This window comes from Corynebacterium marinum DSM 44953, assembly GCF_000835165.1.
GTDB lineage: Bacteria > Actinomycetota > Actinomycetes > Mycobacteriales > Mycobacteriaceae > Corynebacterium > Corynebacterium marinum.
The window spans coordinates 1,896,837-1,912,350 of record NZ_CP007790.1 but is presented as its reverse complement, the minus strand read 5'-3'; the positions used below and the strand labels follow the sequence as shown (position 1 = coordinate 1,912,350).

Sequence of the window (15,514 nt, the reverse complement as noted above, 5' to 3'; positions counted from 1 at the left end):
GCCACATGGCCAACCCCGAGGAACTGCGCAAGCAGGACCAGAAGCTGCCCAAGGCCAAACGGAAGTACCCGCAGTCGCGTGTCACCCAGTCGCTGTGGATCCTGCTGGCCATCGTGGTGGTGGCCTGGCTGATCAGCATGATCTGAGCGGCTGCCCGGCTGGCACGGACTCCGCGAGGAGGACCCTGCGAGGACGACCCCGCGAGGAGCCCGTGAGCGGCACTCCTCGCGGGGTCTGCGCCGTCACCGGGGGTCCTCGCGTGGTCCTCCTCGCGGGGTGTAACTCAGGGGCAGGGGAGCTGCCCGCCTACCCGCGCTTGCTGGCCTCCGCGATGCGGTGGAACAGCTCCACGTCGGCCAGGTCCTCGATGAGGACGGGGTTGCCCTCCCCGTCGCAGAGCGGGACGCACCAGTTGGGGTACTGGTCGCTGTTGGTGCCGGGCTGGTTCTGGGAGCGGACGTCGCCGACCATGTCCACCAGCGAGATGCAGTTCAACGCGGAGGGGGTGCCGGCGATGAAGCGGTGGATGCCCACCATGAGTTCGTGGGTGTCGCCGCGCTCGTCGCGGGCCAGGCCCTCGAACCGGGTGTCGGCGAGTTCGGTGCCCTCGAAGCAGCCGGTTTCGCGGATGCGGTCGAGAACCTCGGCCTGCCATTCCAGGTCCTCGGCGTCCTCCACCGCGACGTCCCGGGTGAACAGACCCAGCCGTTCGCGCAGCGTGATGTGCTCGCCGGCGAGGAAGGCCGCGGTCGGGGGGAGGTCGTGGGTGGTCACGGAGCTCAGGGCCAGCTGACGGTACTCGTTCTGCAGGCGCGGGCCTTCGACGGTGGGGGAGCCCTCGAACCACAGGATCGAGGTGCCCATCACGCCTTTGGCGGCCAGGACGTCCTGGACCCAGGATTCGAAGGTGCCCAGGTCCTCGCCGACGACGACGGCGCCGGCGCGTTCGGCCTCCAGGGCGAGGATGCCGACGAGTGCCTCGTGGTCGAAACGCACGTAGGTGCCGGTGCTCGGGTGCTGCATGCGGGGCATGACGAAGAGCCGGAACAGGCCGAGGATGTGGTCGACGCGGATGCCGCCGGAGTGGCGCAGCACGGTCGAGAGGAGGTTGCGCCAGGGGCGGTAGCCGGCCTCCGCCAGGCGGGCCGGGTGCCACGGCGGCTGGGACCAGTCCTGGCCCTGCTGGTTGTAGTTGTCCGGCGGGGCGCCCACGGACACGTCGGGGGCGAGCCAGGGTTCGAGGTTGTGGGCGTCGGCGCCGCCGGGGTGGACGCCGACCGCGAGGTCTGCCATGATGCCGATCTTCATGCCGGCGGCGGTGGCGCGGGCCTGGGCGGCGGCGAGCTGCTCGTCGCAGAGGAACTGCAGCCACATGTAGAAGTTGATCAGGTCGTTGATCGGCGGGATGATCGCGTGGGCGCGGGGGGCGTGGATCTGCTCGATCTCGCGCTGGGCGCACCAGGCGGCGAAGTCGACGAGGCCCTGGCCCTCGCGCTCGATGTAGGCGCGGAACTCGGCCTCCCGCTCGGGGGTGCGGCCGCGACTGTGCATCTCGTGCAGGACGTCGAGTTTCGCCTGGTAGATGGGGTTGCGCTCGATGTAGCCGCTGGTGCGGTTGATCTCGCTGAGCTCCTCGCCGAGCTCGAGGACGTCGGCACGCGTCGCCTCGTCCAGCTGGGACAGCTCGGGGATGTCCTCGATGCGCAGGTAGATGGGGTTGATGAAGCGGCGGGTGGTCGGCAGGTAGGGCGAGTCCTCGGCCGGGGGGAAGGGCTCCGCGGCGTGCATGGGGTTGACCAGGAGGAAGTCGGCGCCGGCTTCCTTGGCCAGCACCTCGGCGAGCAGGCCCATGTCGTGGAAGTCGCCGATGCCCCAGGAGTTACGCGAGCGCACGGAGTACATCTGCGCCATGACGCCGGTGGCCGGCTCGTTGACGAACACGTCGGTGGTGGACAGGCGGTCCGGGGTGATGATCAGGGCGCATTCGTGGCGGGTCTCGCCGGAGTGCAGCTCGATGGTGTGCCAGCCCAGGGGAAGGTCGTCCGGGAGGCGGAAGGTCGCCTCGCCCCACTCCTGGCCGTCGACGGTGACCGGCGGGTTCCAGTTCTCCTCCTGGCGGGCCTCGCGGGTGGAGCCGTCCTCGAGGATGATGCGCACGTCGGCGGGTGCGCCGTGGTGCACGTGGACGTTGAAGGTCCGGGCGTCGCCGGACACCGCCACCACGCTCGCCGGCAGCGGCCGGACCGACTCTGCCTCGCGGTGCGCGGCGAGCACGGCGGCGAGTTCTTCGGCGTCGGGGGCGTCGGAAAGCGTCACGCCGAGGGCGCGCAGCGTTGTCAGCAGCGTGTCCTCGGTGACGATGATCTCCTCGCCGTCGCTGGCGGTGTAGCGCGTGGCGACGCCGTGGGCGTCCGCGAGTTCTCTCAGCACGTCCTGGTTAGTCACACCGGACATCCTGCCACCCCGGTGAGTGTTTCGCTGGTACTCCCCGCGCGTGGCAGAAACCTCCGCCCCATAAACCGGGTTCCCAGGGGTAGCGTTGTGAGAAACGCAACACCACGCCCCGACGCGAGAGGACGCACCCACCGTGCAGGAGTTCCACAGCCCCGCCGAATACGACATCGCCCCCGGCGAGACGTGCCTGACCGCCATGATCGACACCGCGCGGCGCTACCCGCACGGCGTGATGTTCACGCGCCCCGCCAATTACGAGTGGGTCAGCGTCACGTCCGAGGAGTTCGTCGCGGAGGTCTACGACGTGGCTCGCGGCCTGATCGCCTCCGGCGTGCAGCCCGGCGACCGGGTGGCGTTGATCTCCGCGACCCGCTACGAGTGGTCCCTGCTCGACTTCGCCATCTGGGCCGCCGGCGCGGTGAGCGTCCCGGTGTACCCCTCGTCGTCGCTGTCGCAGATGCAGTGGATCATCGAGGACTCCGGTGCGGTGCTGGCGGTCACCGAGACCCGCGACCACACGGAGCTCATCTCGCACCTCGTCCTGCGGGAGGACGGCACCCCGGGGCTGCAGGGTTCCCCCTCGCAGCTGCGGAGGGTCCTGGAGATCAACTCCTCGGCGATCGCCACCCTCAAGTTCGAGGGGCGGGAGATCGACCCGGCGGAGGTCGACGCCCGCATCGCCGGCACCGACACCGACTCCCTGGCCTCCCTTGTCTACACCTCCGGCACCACCGGCCGACCGAAGGGTTGCCGGCTGACCCACCGCAACTGGCTGGCCGAGGTCCGCGCCATCCTCTCCCACCCGGTCGGCGGCATCGCCCACCCGGGCACCCGGGCGCTGACCTTCCTGCCGCTCGCGCACGTCCTGGCCCGCGCCGTGTCCCTCGCCCTGGTCGTCGGCGGCGCGACGCAGAACCACTGGTCGGACTTCTCCACCCTGTCCGTGGAGTTCGCCCGCTCCCGCCCGAACCTCATTCTCGGTGTGCCGCGCGTCTTCGAGAAGGTGCGCAACTCCGCCGCGAGCAACGCCGCCGACGGCGGTCCGCTCAAGGCCAGGATCTTCGCGCGGGCGGAGAAGACCGCCGTGGAGTACTCCCGCGCGCTGGACGCTCCGGAGGGGCCGTCGCGGGCGCTCGTCGCGAAGCGGAAGCTCTACGACAAGCTCGTCTACTCCAAGATCCGCGCCGCGGTCGGCGACTCGGTGAAGTACTGCATCACCGGCGGCTCCGCCATGAGCCACGACCTGCTGCACTTCTTCCGCGGCATCGGCATCCCCATCTACGAGGGCTACGGGCTCACCGAGACCGCCGCGGCCGCCGCCGTGGACTTCGAGGACCAGAAGATCGGCACCGTCGGACGCCCGATGGGCGGCGTGACCGTCCGCATCAACGACGCCGGTGAGATCCTGGTCAAGGGCCCCATCCTCTTCGACGGCTACTGGAACAACGAGGCGGCCACCGCCGAGTCCATGGAGGACGGCTGGTACAACACCGGCGACCTCGGTGAACTCCTCGACACCGGGCACCTGGTCATCACGGGCCGCAAGAAGGACCTCATCGTCACCGCCGGCGGCAAGAACATCTCGCCCGGCCCCATGGAGGATTCGCTGCGCGCCCACCCCCTGATCTCCCAGGCGATGATCGTCGGCGACGGCAAACCCTTCGTCGGCCTGCTGGTCACCCTCGACGAGGACGCGCTGCTGCGCTGGAAGCTCAACCACAACATCCCGGAGAACAAGTCCGTCGCGGAGCTGGCCACCGACCCCGCCCTGCGCGCCGAGATCCAGGACGCCGTGAACACCGTCAACGCCACCGTCTCCCAGACGGAGGGCATCAAGAAGTTCTTCATCCTCGACCGGGATCTCACCGAGGAGGAGAACGAACTCACCCCGACGATGAAGGTCAAGCGCAATGTCGTCGCCCAGCGCTATGCGGACGCTATCAACCACCTGTACAAGCGCTGACAGCGTCCCCCGGCGAGTCTGCCCGGCCCGCCGGTGCGCGTGGCTTAAAGTCATGCCAACAACGTCGACGGATAGGGGGTAGCCCACGATGCAGAAGATCGCCGCCGAGCTTCGCCACCGCGAGCTCACCCAGGAGATCTACAACATCGGCGACGAGGTCGCCGAGTACATCGAGCACCTCCTCGAGGCGGTCCGCGACTGGGATTCCGAACTCACGCACGACTGCCTCGCCGAGTTCGAGGAGATCCTCTCCGACGCCCGCCGGGACTCCCGCCAGATCGTCGGCGAGTTGCTCGGCCTGCGTCAGGCGCTGACCAGCGGCGTCCGCGCGGGGATTCTCTCCGCCACCGCTGCGGCCGGCGCGAAGCTCATCGAACCCGAGCTTCTCGACGCCCCCTCCCTCGACGAGCTCTTCCCCCTCACCTCCCCGGTCAACGTCACCGGCCTTTCCGAGGCGCTGAACGCCCGCACCGAACTCGTCGTCGAGCACCTCGGGGAACTGGTCGCCTGGGTCCTCGACCAGACCAAGCTCGTCGCCGGCAACCTCGACGCCGTCAGCCTCCCGCACCTTTACGCCCGCGTGGGCACGCACGTCAACGCGACCGTCGAAGGCTGGCTGCACACCGTCGCCGACGCCCACCCCTCCTACGCCCGCGGGATGCGCGGAAACCACACCCCGGAGTTCCTCGCCGAGCGTGCGCGTATCGACGCCGTCGTCGCCCGCGTCTCCGCCAAACGTGCCCAGCGGGGTGCGGCCAGCTAACGTGGCGTAGATGTTCGGCGTCTACGTCCACGTTCCTTTCTGTTCCACCCGTTGCGGCTACTGCGACTTCAACACCTACACCCCCGGCGAGCTCGGCACCTCCGCCTCGCCCGCCTCCTACCTGGATGCCCTGGGCCGCGAGCTCGCTCTCGCCGCGCCCCAGGGCCGCCCCGCCGACACCGTCTTCATCGGCGGCGGCACCCCCTCCCTGCTCGGTGCCGCCGGCCTGACCCGCGTGCTCGACATGGTCCGCGACTCCTTCGGCCTGGCCCCCGGCGCCGAGGTCACCACCGAATCCAACCCCGAGTCCGTCTCGCCGGAGTTCTTCTCCGGGCTGCTGGAGGCCGGCTTCACCCGCGTCTCCCTCGGGATGCAGTCCGCCTCGTCCTCGGTGCTGCGCGTCCTCGACCGCACCCACACCCCCGGCCGCGCCGTCGACGCCGCACGCGAGGCCCGTGCCGCTGGCTTCGACCACGTCAACCTGGACATGATCTACGGCACGCCCACCGAGACTGACGACGACGTCCGCCGCACCCTCGACGCCGTCCTCTCCGCGGACGTCGACCACGTCTCCGCCTACTCGCTCATCGTCGAGGACGGCACCGCCATGGCCCGCAAGGTCCGCCGCGGCGAACTGCCCGCACCCGACGAGGACGTCTACGCCGACCGCTACGAGATCATCTCCTCCCGCCTCGAGGAGTCCGGCTTCGACTGGTACGAGGTCTCCAACTGGGCCAGGCCCGGCGGCGAGTGCCGCCACAACGAGATCTACTGGCGCGACGGCGACTGGTGGGGGGCCGGCCCCGGCGCCCACTCCCACCTGGGCAACCGCCGCTTCCACAACGTCAAACACCCCGCCCGCTACGCCTCCGTCCTGGCCGCCGGCGAGCTGCCGATCGCCGGGGAGGAGCTGCTCAGCGACGCCGATCGCCACACCGAGAAACTCATGCTCGGCCTGCGCCTGCGCGACGGCATCCCGGCGGGCTGGATCGCGCCGGAGGGCCACGCGGTCGTCGAGAAGCATGTCGCGGGCGGCCTCCTGCGGCACGTCGGCGACCGGATCGCGCTCACCGACGCCGGCCGGCTGCTCGCCGACGGCATCATCACCGACATCCTCGTCGCCGAGGAGGCCTGACCTTCCGGTTCGTACCCCCTTAAGTCCTCGTCGCGGGTGCGGGCGGGTCCTTGCGGGGGTACGAAATGCCGCCCCGCGGGAACCTTGCACCCCCTCCGGCAGTCCAACTGTGGTGGAAAGGGGTTCACATGGGGGAGATACTCACCACGGCAGACCTGCGCGCCCGGGGCGTGCACGCGAAGAAGATCCAGAAACTGATCCGGGAGGGGAAGCTGCACCGCGTGGATCGGGGCGTGTACACGACCCGTCGTCCTGAAGGTGAGCTCCTGCTCAGGGCACTCCAGCGCGCACGGCCGCACCTCGTGTTCACGGGACGGACGGCCTGGGAGCTCCGCAGGAACCGGTCCATCTACGTGCCGGCGACCGCGCTGGTGGCACGGGACCGGTCCCGGCGGGGGAGCGGGTACCTCCGGTTGATCCGGGGGCGGTCGGGCACCACGGAACTCCTGGACGGGATCCGGATCGCCGACCCGTTGCGCACGGCGATGGACATGCCGAGGAACAGGCAGTTGGAGGCGGTGACGTACCTGGAGGGCGAGTACGAGGGCAGGGACGGGCGTGACCGGTTGAAGAAGGCCCTGGCCGCCTATGAACGGGTTCCGGCCGGCATGCGCGTCCTGGTGGATAAAGCAGCAGTGGGCGGGGACTCGGATACGGAGCGGGTGCTGTTCCGGGCGCTGCGGGCGCAGGGGATCGTGATGGAGCAGAACAAGAAGGTGGGAGATTACCGGCGGGACGGGGTACACGAGAAGTCGAAGGTCATAGTGGAGATGAACGGGTACGAGTACCACAGGGGCCGTGGGGTGATGGTCCGGGACTACTGGAAGGCCAACGACGCCGTGATCAGGGGATACACGCATCTGACGTACTCGGATTCCTGCATTGACATGCATCTGAATGAGGTCGTGGCACAGATCGAGGCGGTGATCCGCGGTCGGGCGCAGCCCTGTGGCCCGGTCTGGCATTGGCACCGCATGTATGAGCAGCCGGACTGAGCCGGGGTATGGCAGCGGGGGTAAACGGGGTTACACTGTCAGAACTAGCAACCGAGGGAGGTGAGTGCCAGATGGCTGGTTCGACGGAGATGCGCCGGCAGGAGGTTCTGCAGGCGATCGTGGCGGATTACATCGCCTCCCAGGAACCGGTGGGTTCGAAGGCGCTGCTGGAGCGGCACCGGCTGAATGTGTCGAGTGCGACGATCCGCAACGACATGGCGGTGCTCGAGTCGGAGGGCTACATCGTGCAGCAGCACGCGAGCTCGGGCCGGATCCCCACGGAGAAGGGCTACCGCCAGTTCGTGGATCACATTCATGACCTGAAGCCGTTGTCGGCGCCGGAGCGCCGGGCGATCATCCGGTTCCTGGAGGAGGGCGTGGATCTGGAGGACGTGCTGCGTCGTTCGGTCCAGCTGCTCGCCCAGCTGACCCGTCAGGCGGCGGTGGTGCAGCTGCCGAATCTGAAGATGTCGCGCGTGAAGCACGTGGAGGTGGTGTCGCTCGGTCCGACGCGGCTGCTGCTGGTGCTGATCACGGATTCCGGCCGGGTGGATCAGCGCAACGTGGAGCTCGACGAGCTCATCGACGCCGACGGGGGCCATCTCCTGCGCGACCTGCTCAACGGCGCGCTGGTGGGCAGGACCCTGACGGAGGGATCGACGAGTCTCGTGGAGCTGGCGGCGGACCCGCCGCCGGAGATCCGGAACGCGGTGGTCAGGAGCGCGACGCGGCTGATCGAGACGCTGGTGGAGCAGCCGACGGACCGGCTGATCCTGGCGGGCACGTCGAACCTGACACGTATGGCGCGGGATTTCCCGACGGGTCTGCCCAGTGTCATAGAGGCGCTGGAGGAGCAGGTCACGGTCCTGAAGTTGTTGGCGAACGTGCCGGACCTGGGTAACGTGAGCGTGCTCATCGGCGGGGAGAACGAGGACGAGGATCTGCATGATGCCTCGGTCGTCGCCACAGGTTACGGTTCGGACGGGCACACGCTCGGCGGGCTGGGCGTGGTGGGGCCGACGTTCATGGACTATCCGGGAACAATCTCCAAGGTCTCGGCCGTTGCACGCTATGTCAGCCGCGTTCTGGCTGGCGAGTAAAATTCATTCGATTCTGATTAGCTGACAAAGGAAGTCTCTCTCATCGTGGCACGTGACTATTACGGAATTCTGGGCGTCGACAAGGCTGCGACGGATGCCGACATCAAGAAGGCGTACCGCAAGCTGGCCAGGAAGTACCACCCTGACGTCAACCCCTCCGAGGAGGCGGCGGAGAAGTTCCGGGAGGCGTCGGTGGCGCACGAGGTGCTCACCGACCCGGAGAAGCGCCGCATCGTCGACATGGGCGGGGACCCGATGGAGCAGGGCGGCGGCATGCCGGGCCAGGGCTTCGGCGGGGGCGGCGGTTTCGGGGACATCTTCGAGGCCTTCTTCGGCGGCGGCGCGGGTGGTTCCCGCGGCCCGCGTTCGCGCGTCCAGCCGGGCAACGACGCCCTGCTGCGCACCGCGATCACCCTGGCGGAGGCCTACGCGGGCGTGAAGAAGGACATCACGGTGGATACAGCCGTGCTGTGCGACCACTGCGAGGGCTCCGGTTCGGAGTCCAAGGCCAAGCCGGTGACCTGCGGCGAGTGCCACGGTTCCGGCGAGGTGCAGGAGGTGCAGCGTTCCTTCCTGGGCAACATCATGACCTCGCGCCCGTGCCCGGTCTGCGACGGTTACGGCGAGATCATCAAGGATCCCTGCACCCGCTGCTCGGGCGGCGGCCGCGTGAAGAAGCGCCGCGACCTGGTGGTCAACGTGCCGGCGGGCATCAACAACGGCATGCGCATCCGCATGGCGGGCCAGGGCGAGGTCGGCCACGGCGGCGGCCCGGCGGGCGACCTCTACGTGGAGATCTCCACGCTGCCGCACAAGGTGTTCCAGCGCGACGGCGACAACCTGCACCTGAACGTCTCCGTCCCGTCGGTCGACGCTGCGCTGGGCGCGCAGGCGGACGTCGAGGATCTGGCGGGCAAGACCCTGACCCTCGACATCCCGGCCGGCACCCAGCCGAACGCGCAGATCCGGCTGGCCGGGCAGGGCATGCCGCGCCTGCGCACCGAGGGCCGCGGCGACCTCATCGCGCACGTCACCGTCACCGTCCCGACCGAGCTGGACGACAAGACCCGCGAGCTGCTGGAGCAGATCCGCGAGCACCGCTCCGAGGTCACCAGCGTCGACCACGACGGCGAGGAGTCCGGGTTCTTCTCCCGCCTGCGGGGTAAGTTCCGCAACCGATGAGCCTTCCCGTCTTCGTCCATCCCGGCCCCTTCGACGGCCCGGTCGTCCTCGACGGCGCGGAGGGCCGCCATGCGGTGTCCGTGAAACGCATCCAGGCCGGCGAGCGCATCATGCTCATCGACGGCCTCGGTTCCTTCGCCCGCGTCCTCGTCACCGCCACGCGCGGCAAGGACGAGTTGAGCGGGGAGGTGGAGGAAGGGGGCGTCGACAAGCAGCCGCGGCCGGCGGTGACGGTGGTGCAGGCGTTGCCGAAGGCGGAGCGCTCCGAGCTGGCCGTCGACCTGGCCACGCAGGCCGGGGCGGATGCGATCGTGCCCTGGCAGGCGGAGCGGTGCGTGGCCAGGTGGGCCGGCCCGAAGGCTGCGAAGGGTGTGGCGAAGTGGGAGGCTACGGCACTCGCCGCGGCGAAGCAGTCCCGGCGCACGCGCATCCCGCAGATCCACGAGCCGGTGACCACGGCGCAGCTCGCGGAGCTCATCGCGGGCAAGACGGCGCTGGTCCTGCACGAGGATTCCGCCGTCCCGCTGCGCGAGATCGACCTGGATGCGGATGAGATCGTGCTCATCGTCGGACCCGAGGGCGGCATCGGCCCGGCGGAGCTGCAACGCCTGACGGATGCGGGCGCCCGGGCCGTGCGGCTGGGGCCGGAGGTGCTGCGCACCGCGAGCGCCGCGATGGTGGCGCTGTCGGCCATCGGCGTGCTCACCGGGCGCTGGTAGAGTTCCATCAAACATCACGACAAGAAAGCAGGCGCCGGAGTCCGTGACATCTGAGGTCATCACGAGGAAAGTCGAGGTCGACTCGGCCCACGCCCAGGCGGTGCTCGGCATCAACGACGAGAACCTGCGGGTCCTGGACAACCTGATCGACGCGGACTTCCACGCCCGCGGGCACGTCATCCGGGTCACCGGCCCCGACCACGAGGTCGCGCGCGCCGTGAAGGTGATCGAGGAAATCGAGTCGATCGCGCGCCGTGGGCACGTCATTTCGCCGGATTCGGTGAAGCAGGCCGTCTCGATCGTCACGGTGGAGGCGCCGCAGTCGGTCTCCGAGGTGCTGGCCAGCGACATCGTCTCCCGGCGCGGGCGCACCATCCGCCCGAAGACGCTGGGGCAGAAGGAGTACGTCGACGCGATCGACGACCACACCGTCATCTTCGGCATCGGCCCCGCCGGCTCCGGCAAGACCTACCTGGCGGTGGCGAAGGCGGTGCAGGCGTTGCAGTCGAAGCAGGTCAGCCGCATCATCCTCACCCGCCCGGCGGTGGAGGCCGGAGAGAAGCTCGGCTTCCTGCCCGGCACCCTCAGCGACAAGATCGACCCGTACCTGCGCCCGCTCTACGACGCGCTGCGGGACATGCTCGACCCGGAGATGATCCCCAAGCTCATGGAGGCCGGCGTCATCGAGGTCGCACCCCTGGCCTACATGCGCGGCCGCACGCTCAACGACGCCTTCGTCATCCTCGACGAGGCGCAGAACACCACCCCCGCGCAGATGAAGATGTTCCTCACCCGCCTGGGCTTCGGCTCGAAGATGGTGGTCACCGGCGACATCACCCAGGTCGACCTGCCCACCGGCCAGAAGTCCGGCCTGCGCCTGGTGCGCCACATCCTCCGCGGGGTGGAGGGCATCCACTTCGCGGAACTGTCCAGCAAGGACGTCGTCCGCCACTCGCTCGTCGGCCGCATCGTCGACGCCTACGACTCCTACGAGGAGAACATCCAGCAATGAGCATCGAGGTCTTCAACGAATCCGGCCACGAGGGCGTGAACGAGGAGATGCTCATCGACGTCGCCTCCTTCGCCCTCGGCGAGATGGACATCCACCCCGACGCGGAGGCGTCCATCCACATCGTGGACCTGGCTACCATCACCGACCTGCACGTACGCTGGCTCGACCTGGAGGGCGCCACCGACGTGATGACCTTCCCCATGGACGAGCTCACCCCCGGGTCCGGCTCCGCCCTGGGCGGGCGCCCCGACTCCAAACAGCCCGGCCCGGCGCTGCTCGGCGACATCGTGCTGTGCCCGGAGTTCGCCGCGAAGCAGGCGCTCGCCGCCGGCCACGGCCTCGACCACGAGCTGGCGCTGCTCACCGTCCACGGGTGCCTGCACCTGCTGGGCTACGACCATGCCACGCCCGCCGAGGAAAAGGAGATGTTCGCCCTGCAGAATGAGCTGCTGGCGGACTGGTACGACGACGTCAAGAAGCGCGGTATCACCTACCAGCCCAAGCCCGCCGGCGCGCAAGCGTTCCCCTCGGCCGCCGACCGCCAGGCCCTCGACGAGATCGTGCCGGGCGGCGGATTGCCCGCGATCGGTGAACCCGCCCGGAAGCCCACCGGAGACAAGTAATGGACATCGACGTCGTCTGGCTGGGCACGGTCACCGTCCTCGCCCTGGCCCTGTCCGGCCTGCTGGGCACCGTCGAGTCGGCGGTCAGCTCCATCTCGCGGGCGCGGGTGGAGGCCATGGTCAAGGACGACGTCGCCGGGGCCCGCCCGCTGCTGGAGGTGCTGGACCGGCGCGCCGACCACATCAACCTGCTCATCCTGCTGAAGACGCTCCTCGACGCCACCGCCGCCGTCTTCGCCGCCGCCCTGGCCCGGGAGTACATCGCCTCCGACCTGTGGGCCATCACCCTGGCGATTGTCGCGGTGACGGTGATCAGCTACGCCGTCATCGGCGTGTTCGCCCGCACCATGGGCCGCAAGAACCCCTACTCCATCTCACTGCGCTCGGGCATCGTGCTGCAGTCCGTGGCGTTCGTGCTCGGCCCGGTCTCGCGCCTGCTCATCTGGGTGGGCAACCTCATCGCCCCGGGCGCCGGTTTCCGCCACGGCCCCTACGCCACCGAGGTCGAGCTGCGGGAGATGGTCGACATCGCCCAGGAGCACGGCATCGTGGAGGTGGAGGAGCGCCGCATGATCCAGTCCGTCTTCGACCTGGCCTCCACCACCGCCCGCCAGGTCATGGTGCCGCGCACCGAGATGATCTGGATCGAAGCGGACAAGCACGCCGGCCAGGCCACCACCCTGTGCGTGCGCTCCGGCCACTCGCGGGTGCCCGTCGTCGGGGAGAACATCGACGACATCGTCGGCATCGTCTACATCAAGGACCTCGTCCGGCACACCTACCACCTCACCGACGGCGGCTCCTCCGTCTCCGTCGCCGAGGTCATGCGCCCCGCGACCTTCGTGCCCGAGTCCAAGAACCTCGACGAGCTGCTCCACGAGATGCAGCGCGACCACACCCACATGGCCATGCTCGTCGACGAGTACGGCGGCATCGCTGGCCTGATCACCCTGGAGGACATCCTCGAGGAGATCGTCGGTGAGATCGCCGACGAGTACGACGTCAGCGAGATCGCCCCCGTCGAGCGTATCGACGACCGCTCCTACCGGGTCGTCTCCCGCCTCTCCCTGGAGGACCTCGCCGACGAGATCCACGAGGACCTCGACATCGACATCGACTTCTCCGAGGAGATCGGCGAACAGGTCGAATCCGTCGCCGGCCTCATCGGCTTCGAGATCGGCCGCGTCCCCTTGCCCGGTTCCACCGTGGAAACCTCCGGCCTGCGGCTGACCGCCGAGGGCGGCCGGGACCGCCGCGGCCGCGTGCGCGTGCGCTCCGTGCTGGTGGAGGTGCTCCCCGAAGCGGGCCAGACCGACGAAGAGGGCTGATTGCTCTGGGAGACAGTCGGAGGGCATGATTATCCGGGTGAACATCCTCTCCATTCAGTCCTCCGTGGCCTACGGCCATGTCGGCAACTCCGCCGCCGTCTTCCCGCTCCAGCGCCTGGGCCACGAGGTGTGGCCGGTGTACACCGTCAACTACTCCAACCACACCGGCTACGGCGCCTGGCGCGGCCCGATGATCCCGGCAGCGGACGTCGCCGAGGTCATCAAAGGCATTGAGGAACGCGGCGCCCTCTCGCGCGTCGACGCCGTCCTCTCCGGCTACCAGGGCGGCTCCGACATCGCCGACGTGATCATCGACGCCGTCGCCCGCGTCAAGGCCGCCAACCCCAACGCCGTGTACGCCTGCGACCCGGTCATGGGCAACGCGAAGTCCGGCTGCCACGTCGGGGACTCCATCCCGCCGCTGCTGCGCGACCGCGTCGTGCCCGTGTCCGACATCATCACCCCCAACCAGTTCGAGCTGGGCTTCCTCACCGGCCGCGACGCCTCCGACCTCGCCTCCACCCTCGACGCCGTCGACGCCGCCCGCGACATGGGGCCCTCCACCGTCCTGGTCACCTCCCTCGAGCGCCCCGAGCGTGAGGAGGGCACCATCGAGATGCTCGCCGTCAACGACTCCGGCGCCTGGCTGGTGAAGACCCCCTACCTGCCCTTCAAGCGCAACGGCTCCGGCGACGTCACCGCCGCCCTGTTCACCGGCCACTACGTCTCCACCGGTGACGCCGCCGACGCCCTGGCCCGCACCGCCTCCTCCGTCTTCGACCTCGTGGAGAACACCTACCAGGCCGACTCCCGCGAGCTGCTGCTCGTGGAATCCCAGGACGCCTACGCCAACCCGCGCATGCAGTTCGCGGTGGAGCAGGTGCGGTAGGTCAGGCTGCTCGAGGCCACACCCCGCGAAGAGGACCCCGCGACGAGGCCTGTTCTGGGACTCATCGCGGGGTTCAGCCGTGGCAGTGCAGTGCACGCAGGTTCCTGATCGCGGGGTGTCTCCGGGGTCAGGAGGCGGCGGGGACGATGTGGGTGCGCAAGGCATCGGCAATCATGGTGAGAAGCGGGATCTCCCCGTCGGACTGAGGTTCCAGATGCTCCCAGCCGGCCCGGATGAAACGCCTGCCGGTGTTCTGGATGAAGACCTCCCGGTTGCGTTCCGCCCTGAGTGCCGCGTCCGTCTTCCCGAAGGTGGTCCCGTCCAGTTTGAAGCGACCGTCCAACTCAATGACCAGCCAGCCGTTGATGAGCAGGTCCACGTCGAAGTGCCCGGCGTCAGGTCCGCGACTGATCTGGGCCTGCGTCTCGATCGTCCTGACACCGGGAAGCTCGGAGGTGACGATCAGGTACCGTGCTTTCGTCTCTAGTGGGCTTGCCGCATTCGGCACTGACAGGGCTATGGCCTCCCGGACGTTGCCGATACCGTTGAAGCGCGCCCCCTCCACCAGTTCCTTGCGCAGGTACTCCTCGGTCAGGTGCGGCCATTGTGACCGCGCGTTGTCAATGGCCACCAGGCCTTCCAGGACACCATGGTGGGCGGCGATGTCGCGTAGCGTCCGGGTGGCCAGGGTGACCCGGAGACCATGTTCCTCGTGGACTTCGTCGCTGCGCAGGTTGCAACGTCGGTGGTGGACGTTGGGTGGCCACGTCCCTGCTGCGCCGGCCTGTTTTCCGTCGGTGTGCATGAGTTCTACGGTGCGGTCCCAGGTGAGAACCTTGATGCCCCACAACTGCGCGGCGGCCCGTCCGGCGACTACCGCGCGGTCCACGGTCAACCCCACAGACGTGCATAAGGCGAGGCTGCGCTCCCAGGACTCGAGCCCGTCGAACTTCTCCCGGGCGACGGCGATCTCCGCCGTCAGATGGTAGTACCGCCCCTGGTCAGCCCAGAATTCCTGGTCCGTGTGTGATTTCTTCCTGATTTCAATGAGTTCGAATTTTCTGGGCCAGTTCTCCATGGGTTCAGTGTCCCGTCGTCCCGGGTTCGGTGGAAGCTCGGAAGGATCCGGGGCGCCCGTGCCTGTGGATGGCATGCGGTTGTCCACAGACGGCGCCCGGTGTGCCTGCAGACCGGGGGCGTTGCGGGGTAGCGGTGGTTGCCCCAGCCCAGACCCTGCGAGGAGGACTCCGCGAGGACCCGTTGTCCCCGACTCCTCGCGGGGTTCGACCGGGAGTGCGGGGTCATCGCGGAGTCCTCCTCGCGGGATCCGCCGGGAGGAAGGTGGCGGCGC

General features: G+C 68.9%; 14 protein-coding genes. 12 read left to right on the top strand and 2 right to left on the bottom strand.

The features are described from left to right. The first annotated feature begins 5 nt into the window (after positions 1 to 5). A complete protein-coding gene (locus B840_RS13525) occupies positions 6 to 146 on the top strand; it encodes a hypothetical protein (RefSeq protein ID WP_042621879.1) in 141 nt (46 codons plus the stop codon). A 160-nt stretch (positions 147 to 306) separates the two neighbouring features. On the opposite strand, the gene malQ is transcribed toward B840_RS13525, so the two are convergent. Then, positions 307 to 2,445, bottom strand: coding sequence for a 4-alpha-glucanotransferase (malQ, locus tag B840_RS09055; RefSeq protein WP_042621878.1), 2,139 nt, complete (start codon positions 2,443 to 2,445; stop codon positions 307 to 309). Between the two features lie 142 nt (positions 2,446 to 2,587). Between malQ and B840_RS09050 the strand changes: the two genes are divergently transcribed. The 11 genes from B840_RS09050 (at position 2,588) to pdxY (ending at position 14,163) form a co-directional block, all read left to right on the top strand. Continuing rightward, positions 2,588 to 4,417, top strand: a complete 1,830-nt coding sequence (locus B840_RS09050; protein WP_042621877.1) for an AMP-dependent synthetase/ligase — start codon at positions 2,588 to 2,590, stop codon at positions 4,415 to 4,417. Between the two features lie 88 nt (positions 4,418 to 4,505). Continuing rightward, positions 4,506 to 5,180 (top strand): hypothetical protein, encoded by a 675-nt coding sequence (locus B840_RS09045; RefSeq protein WP_042621876.1) that lies wholly within the window; start codon positions 4,506 to 4,508, stop codon positions 5,178 to 5,180. Between the two features lie 10 nt (positions 5,181 to 5,190). Next, entirely contained in the window at positions 5,191 to 6,315 is a 1,125-nt protein-coding gene (hemW, locus tag B840_RS09040) for a radical SAM family heme chaperone HemW (protein WP_042621875.1), read from the top strand. 65 nt (positions 6,316 to 6,380) lie between these two features. Further along, on the top strand, positions 6,381 to 7,310 hold the full coding sequence (locus B840_RS09035; protein WP_084602931.1) for an AbiEi antitoxin N-terminal domain-containing protein: 930 nt from the start codon (positions 6,381 to 6,383) through the stop codon (positions 7,308 to 7,310). A gap of 71 nt (positions 7,311 to 7,381) precedes the next feature. Then, on the top strand, positions 7,382 to 8,410 hold the full coding sequence (gene hrcA, locus B840_RS09030) for a heat-inducible transcriptional repressor HrcA (protein WP_042621873.1): 1,029 nt from the start codon (positions 7,382 to 7,384) through the stop codon (positions 8,408 to 8,410). A gap of 45 nt (positions 8,411 to 8,455) precedes the next feature. Beyond that, a complete protein-coding gene (gene dnaJ, locus B840_RS09025) occupies positions 8,456 to 9,592 on the top strand; it encodes a molecular chaperone DnaJ (RefSeq protein ID WP_042621872.1) in 1,137 nt (378 codons plus the stop codon). Continuing rightward, positions 9,589 to 10,311: a 16S rRNA (uracil(1498)-N(3))-methyltransferase gene (locus tag B840_RS09020; protein WP_042621871.1), complete on the top strand. Its 723-nt coding sequence runs from the start codon at positions 9,589 to 9,591 to the stop codon at positions 10,309 to 10,311. Before dnaJ ends, B840_RS09020 begins: the two co-directional genes overlap by 4 nt. Before the next feature lie 43 nt (positions 10,312 to 10,354). Next, the gene (locus tag B840_RS09015) at positions 10,355 to 11,323 is read left to right on the top strand and encodes a PhoH family protein (RefSeq protein ID WP_042621870.1); all 969 of its coding nucleotides are present in this window, start codon (positions 10,355 to 10,357) and stop codon (positions 11,321 to 11,323) included. Continuing rightward, a complete protein-coding gene (ybeY, locus tag B840_RS09010) occupies positions 11,320 to 11,946 on the top strand; it encodes an rRNA maturation RNase YbeY (RefSeq protein ID WP_042621869.1) in 627 nt (208 codons plus the stop codon). Before B840_RS09015 ends, ybeY begins: the two co-directional genes overlap by 4 nt. Then, positions 11,946 to 13,274: a hemolysin family protein gene (locus tag B840_RS09005; RefSeq protein WP_042621868.1), complete on the top strand. Its 1,329-nt coding sequence runs from the start codon at positions 11,946 to 11,948 to the stop codon at positions 13,272 to 13,274. The genes ybeY and B840_RS09005 overlap by 1 nt, the downstream gene beginning before the upstream one ends. Before the next feature lie 37 nt (positions 13,275 to 13,311). Continuing rightward, positions 13,312 to 14,163, top strand: coding sequence for a pyridoxal kinase PdxY (pdxY, locus tag B840_RS09000; RefSeq protein ID WP_195826146.1), 852 nt, complete (start codon positions 13,312 to 13,314; stop codon positions 14,161 to 14,163). 127 nt (positions 14,164 to 14,290) lie between these two features. On the opposite strand, the gene B840_RS08995 is transcribed toward pdxY, so the two are convergent. Further along, positions 14,291 to 15,241 carry a hypothetical protein gene (locus B840_RS08995; RefSeq protein ID WP_052491152.1) on the bottom strand — a complete coding sequence of 317 codons (951 nt, stop codon included), beginning with the start codon at positions 15,239 to 15,241 and terminating at the stop codon, positions 14,291 to 14,293. Positions 15,242 to 15,514 lie beyond the last annotated feature (273 nt).

What these genes read in the sequence shown, in the direction of transcription:
- B840_RS09035 (WP_084602931.1), top strand. Translation starts at nt 6,381, where the DNA reads ATGCCGCCCCGCGGGAACCTTGCACCCCCTCCGGCAGTCCAACTGTGG.
- hrcA (WP_042621873.1), top strand. Translation starts at nt 7,382, where the DNA reads ATGGCTGGTTCGACGGAGATGCGCCGGCAGGAGGTTCTGCAGGCGATC.
- B840_RS08995 (WP_052491152.1), bottom strand. Translation starts at nt 15,241, where the DNA reads ATGGAGAACTGGCCCAGAAAATTCGAACTCATTGAAATCAGGAAGAAA.
- B840_RS09020 (WP_042621871.1), top strand. Translation starts at nt 9,589, where the DNA reads ATGAGCCTTCCCGTCTTCGTCCATCCCGGCCCCTTCGACGGCCCGGTC.
- B840_RS09005 (WP_042621868.1), top strand. Translation starts at nt 11,946, where the DNA reads ATGGACATCGACGTCGTCTGGCTGGGCACGGTCACCGTCCTCGCCCTG.
- ybeY (WP_042621869.1), top strand. Translation starts at nt 11,320, where the DNA reads ATGAGCATCGAGGTCTTCAACGAATCCGGCCACGAGGGCGTGAACGAG.
- hemW (WP_042621875.1), top strand. Translation starts at nt 5,191, where the DNA reads ATGTTCGGCGTCTACGTCCACGTTCCTTTCTGTTCCACCCGTTGCGGC.
- B840_RS13525 (WP_042621879.1), top strand. Translation starts at nt 6, where the DNA reads ATGGCCAACCCCGAGGAACTGCGCAAGCAGGACCAGAAGCTGCCCAAG.
- B840_RS09045 (WP_042621876.1), top strand. Translation starts at nt 4,506, where the DNA reads ATGCAGAAGATCGCCGCCGAGCTTCGCCACCGCGAGCTCACCCAGGAG.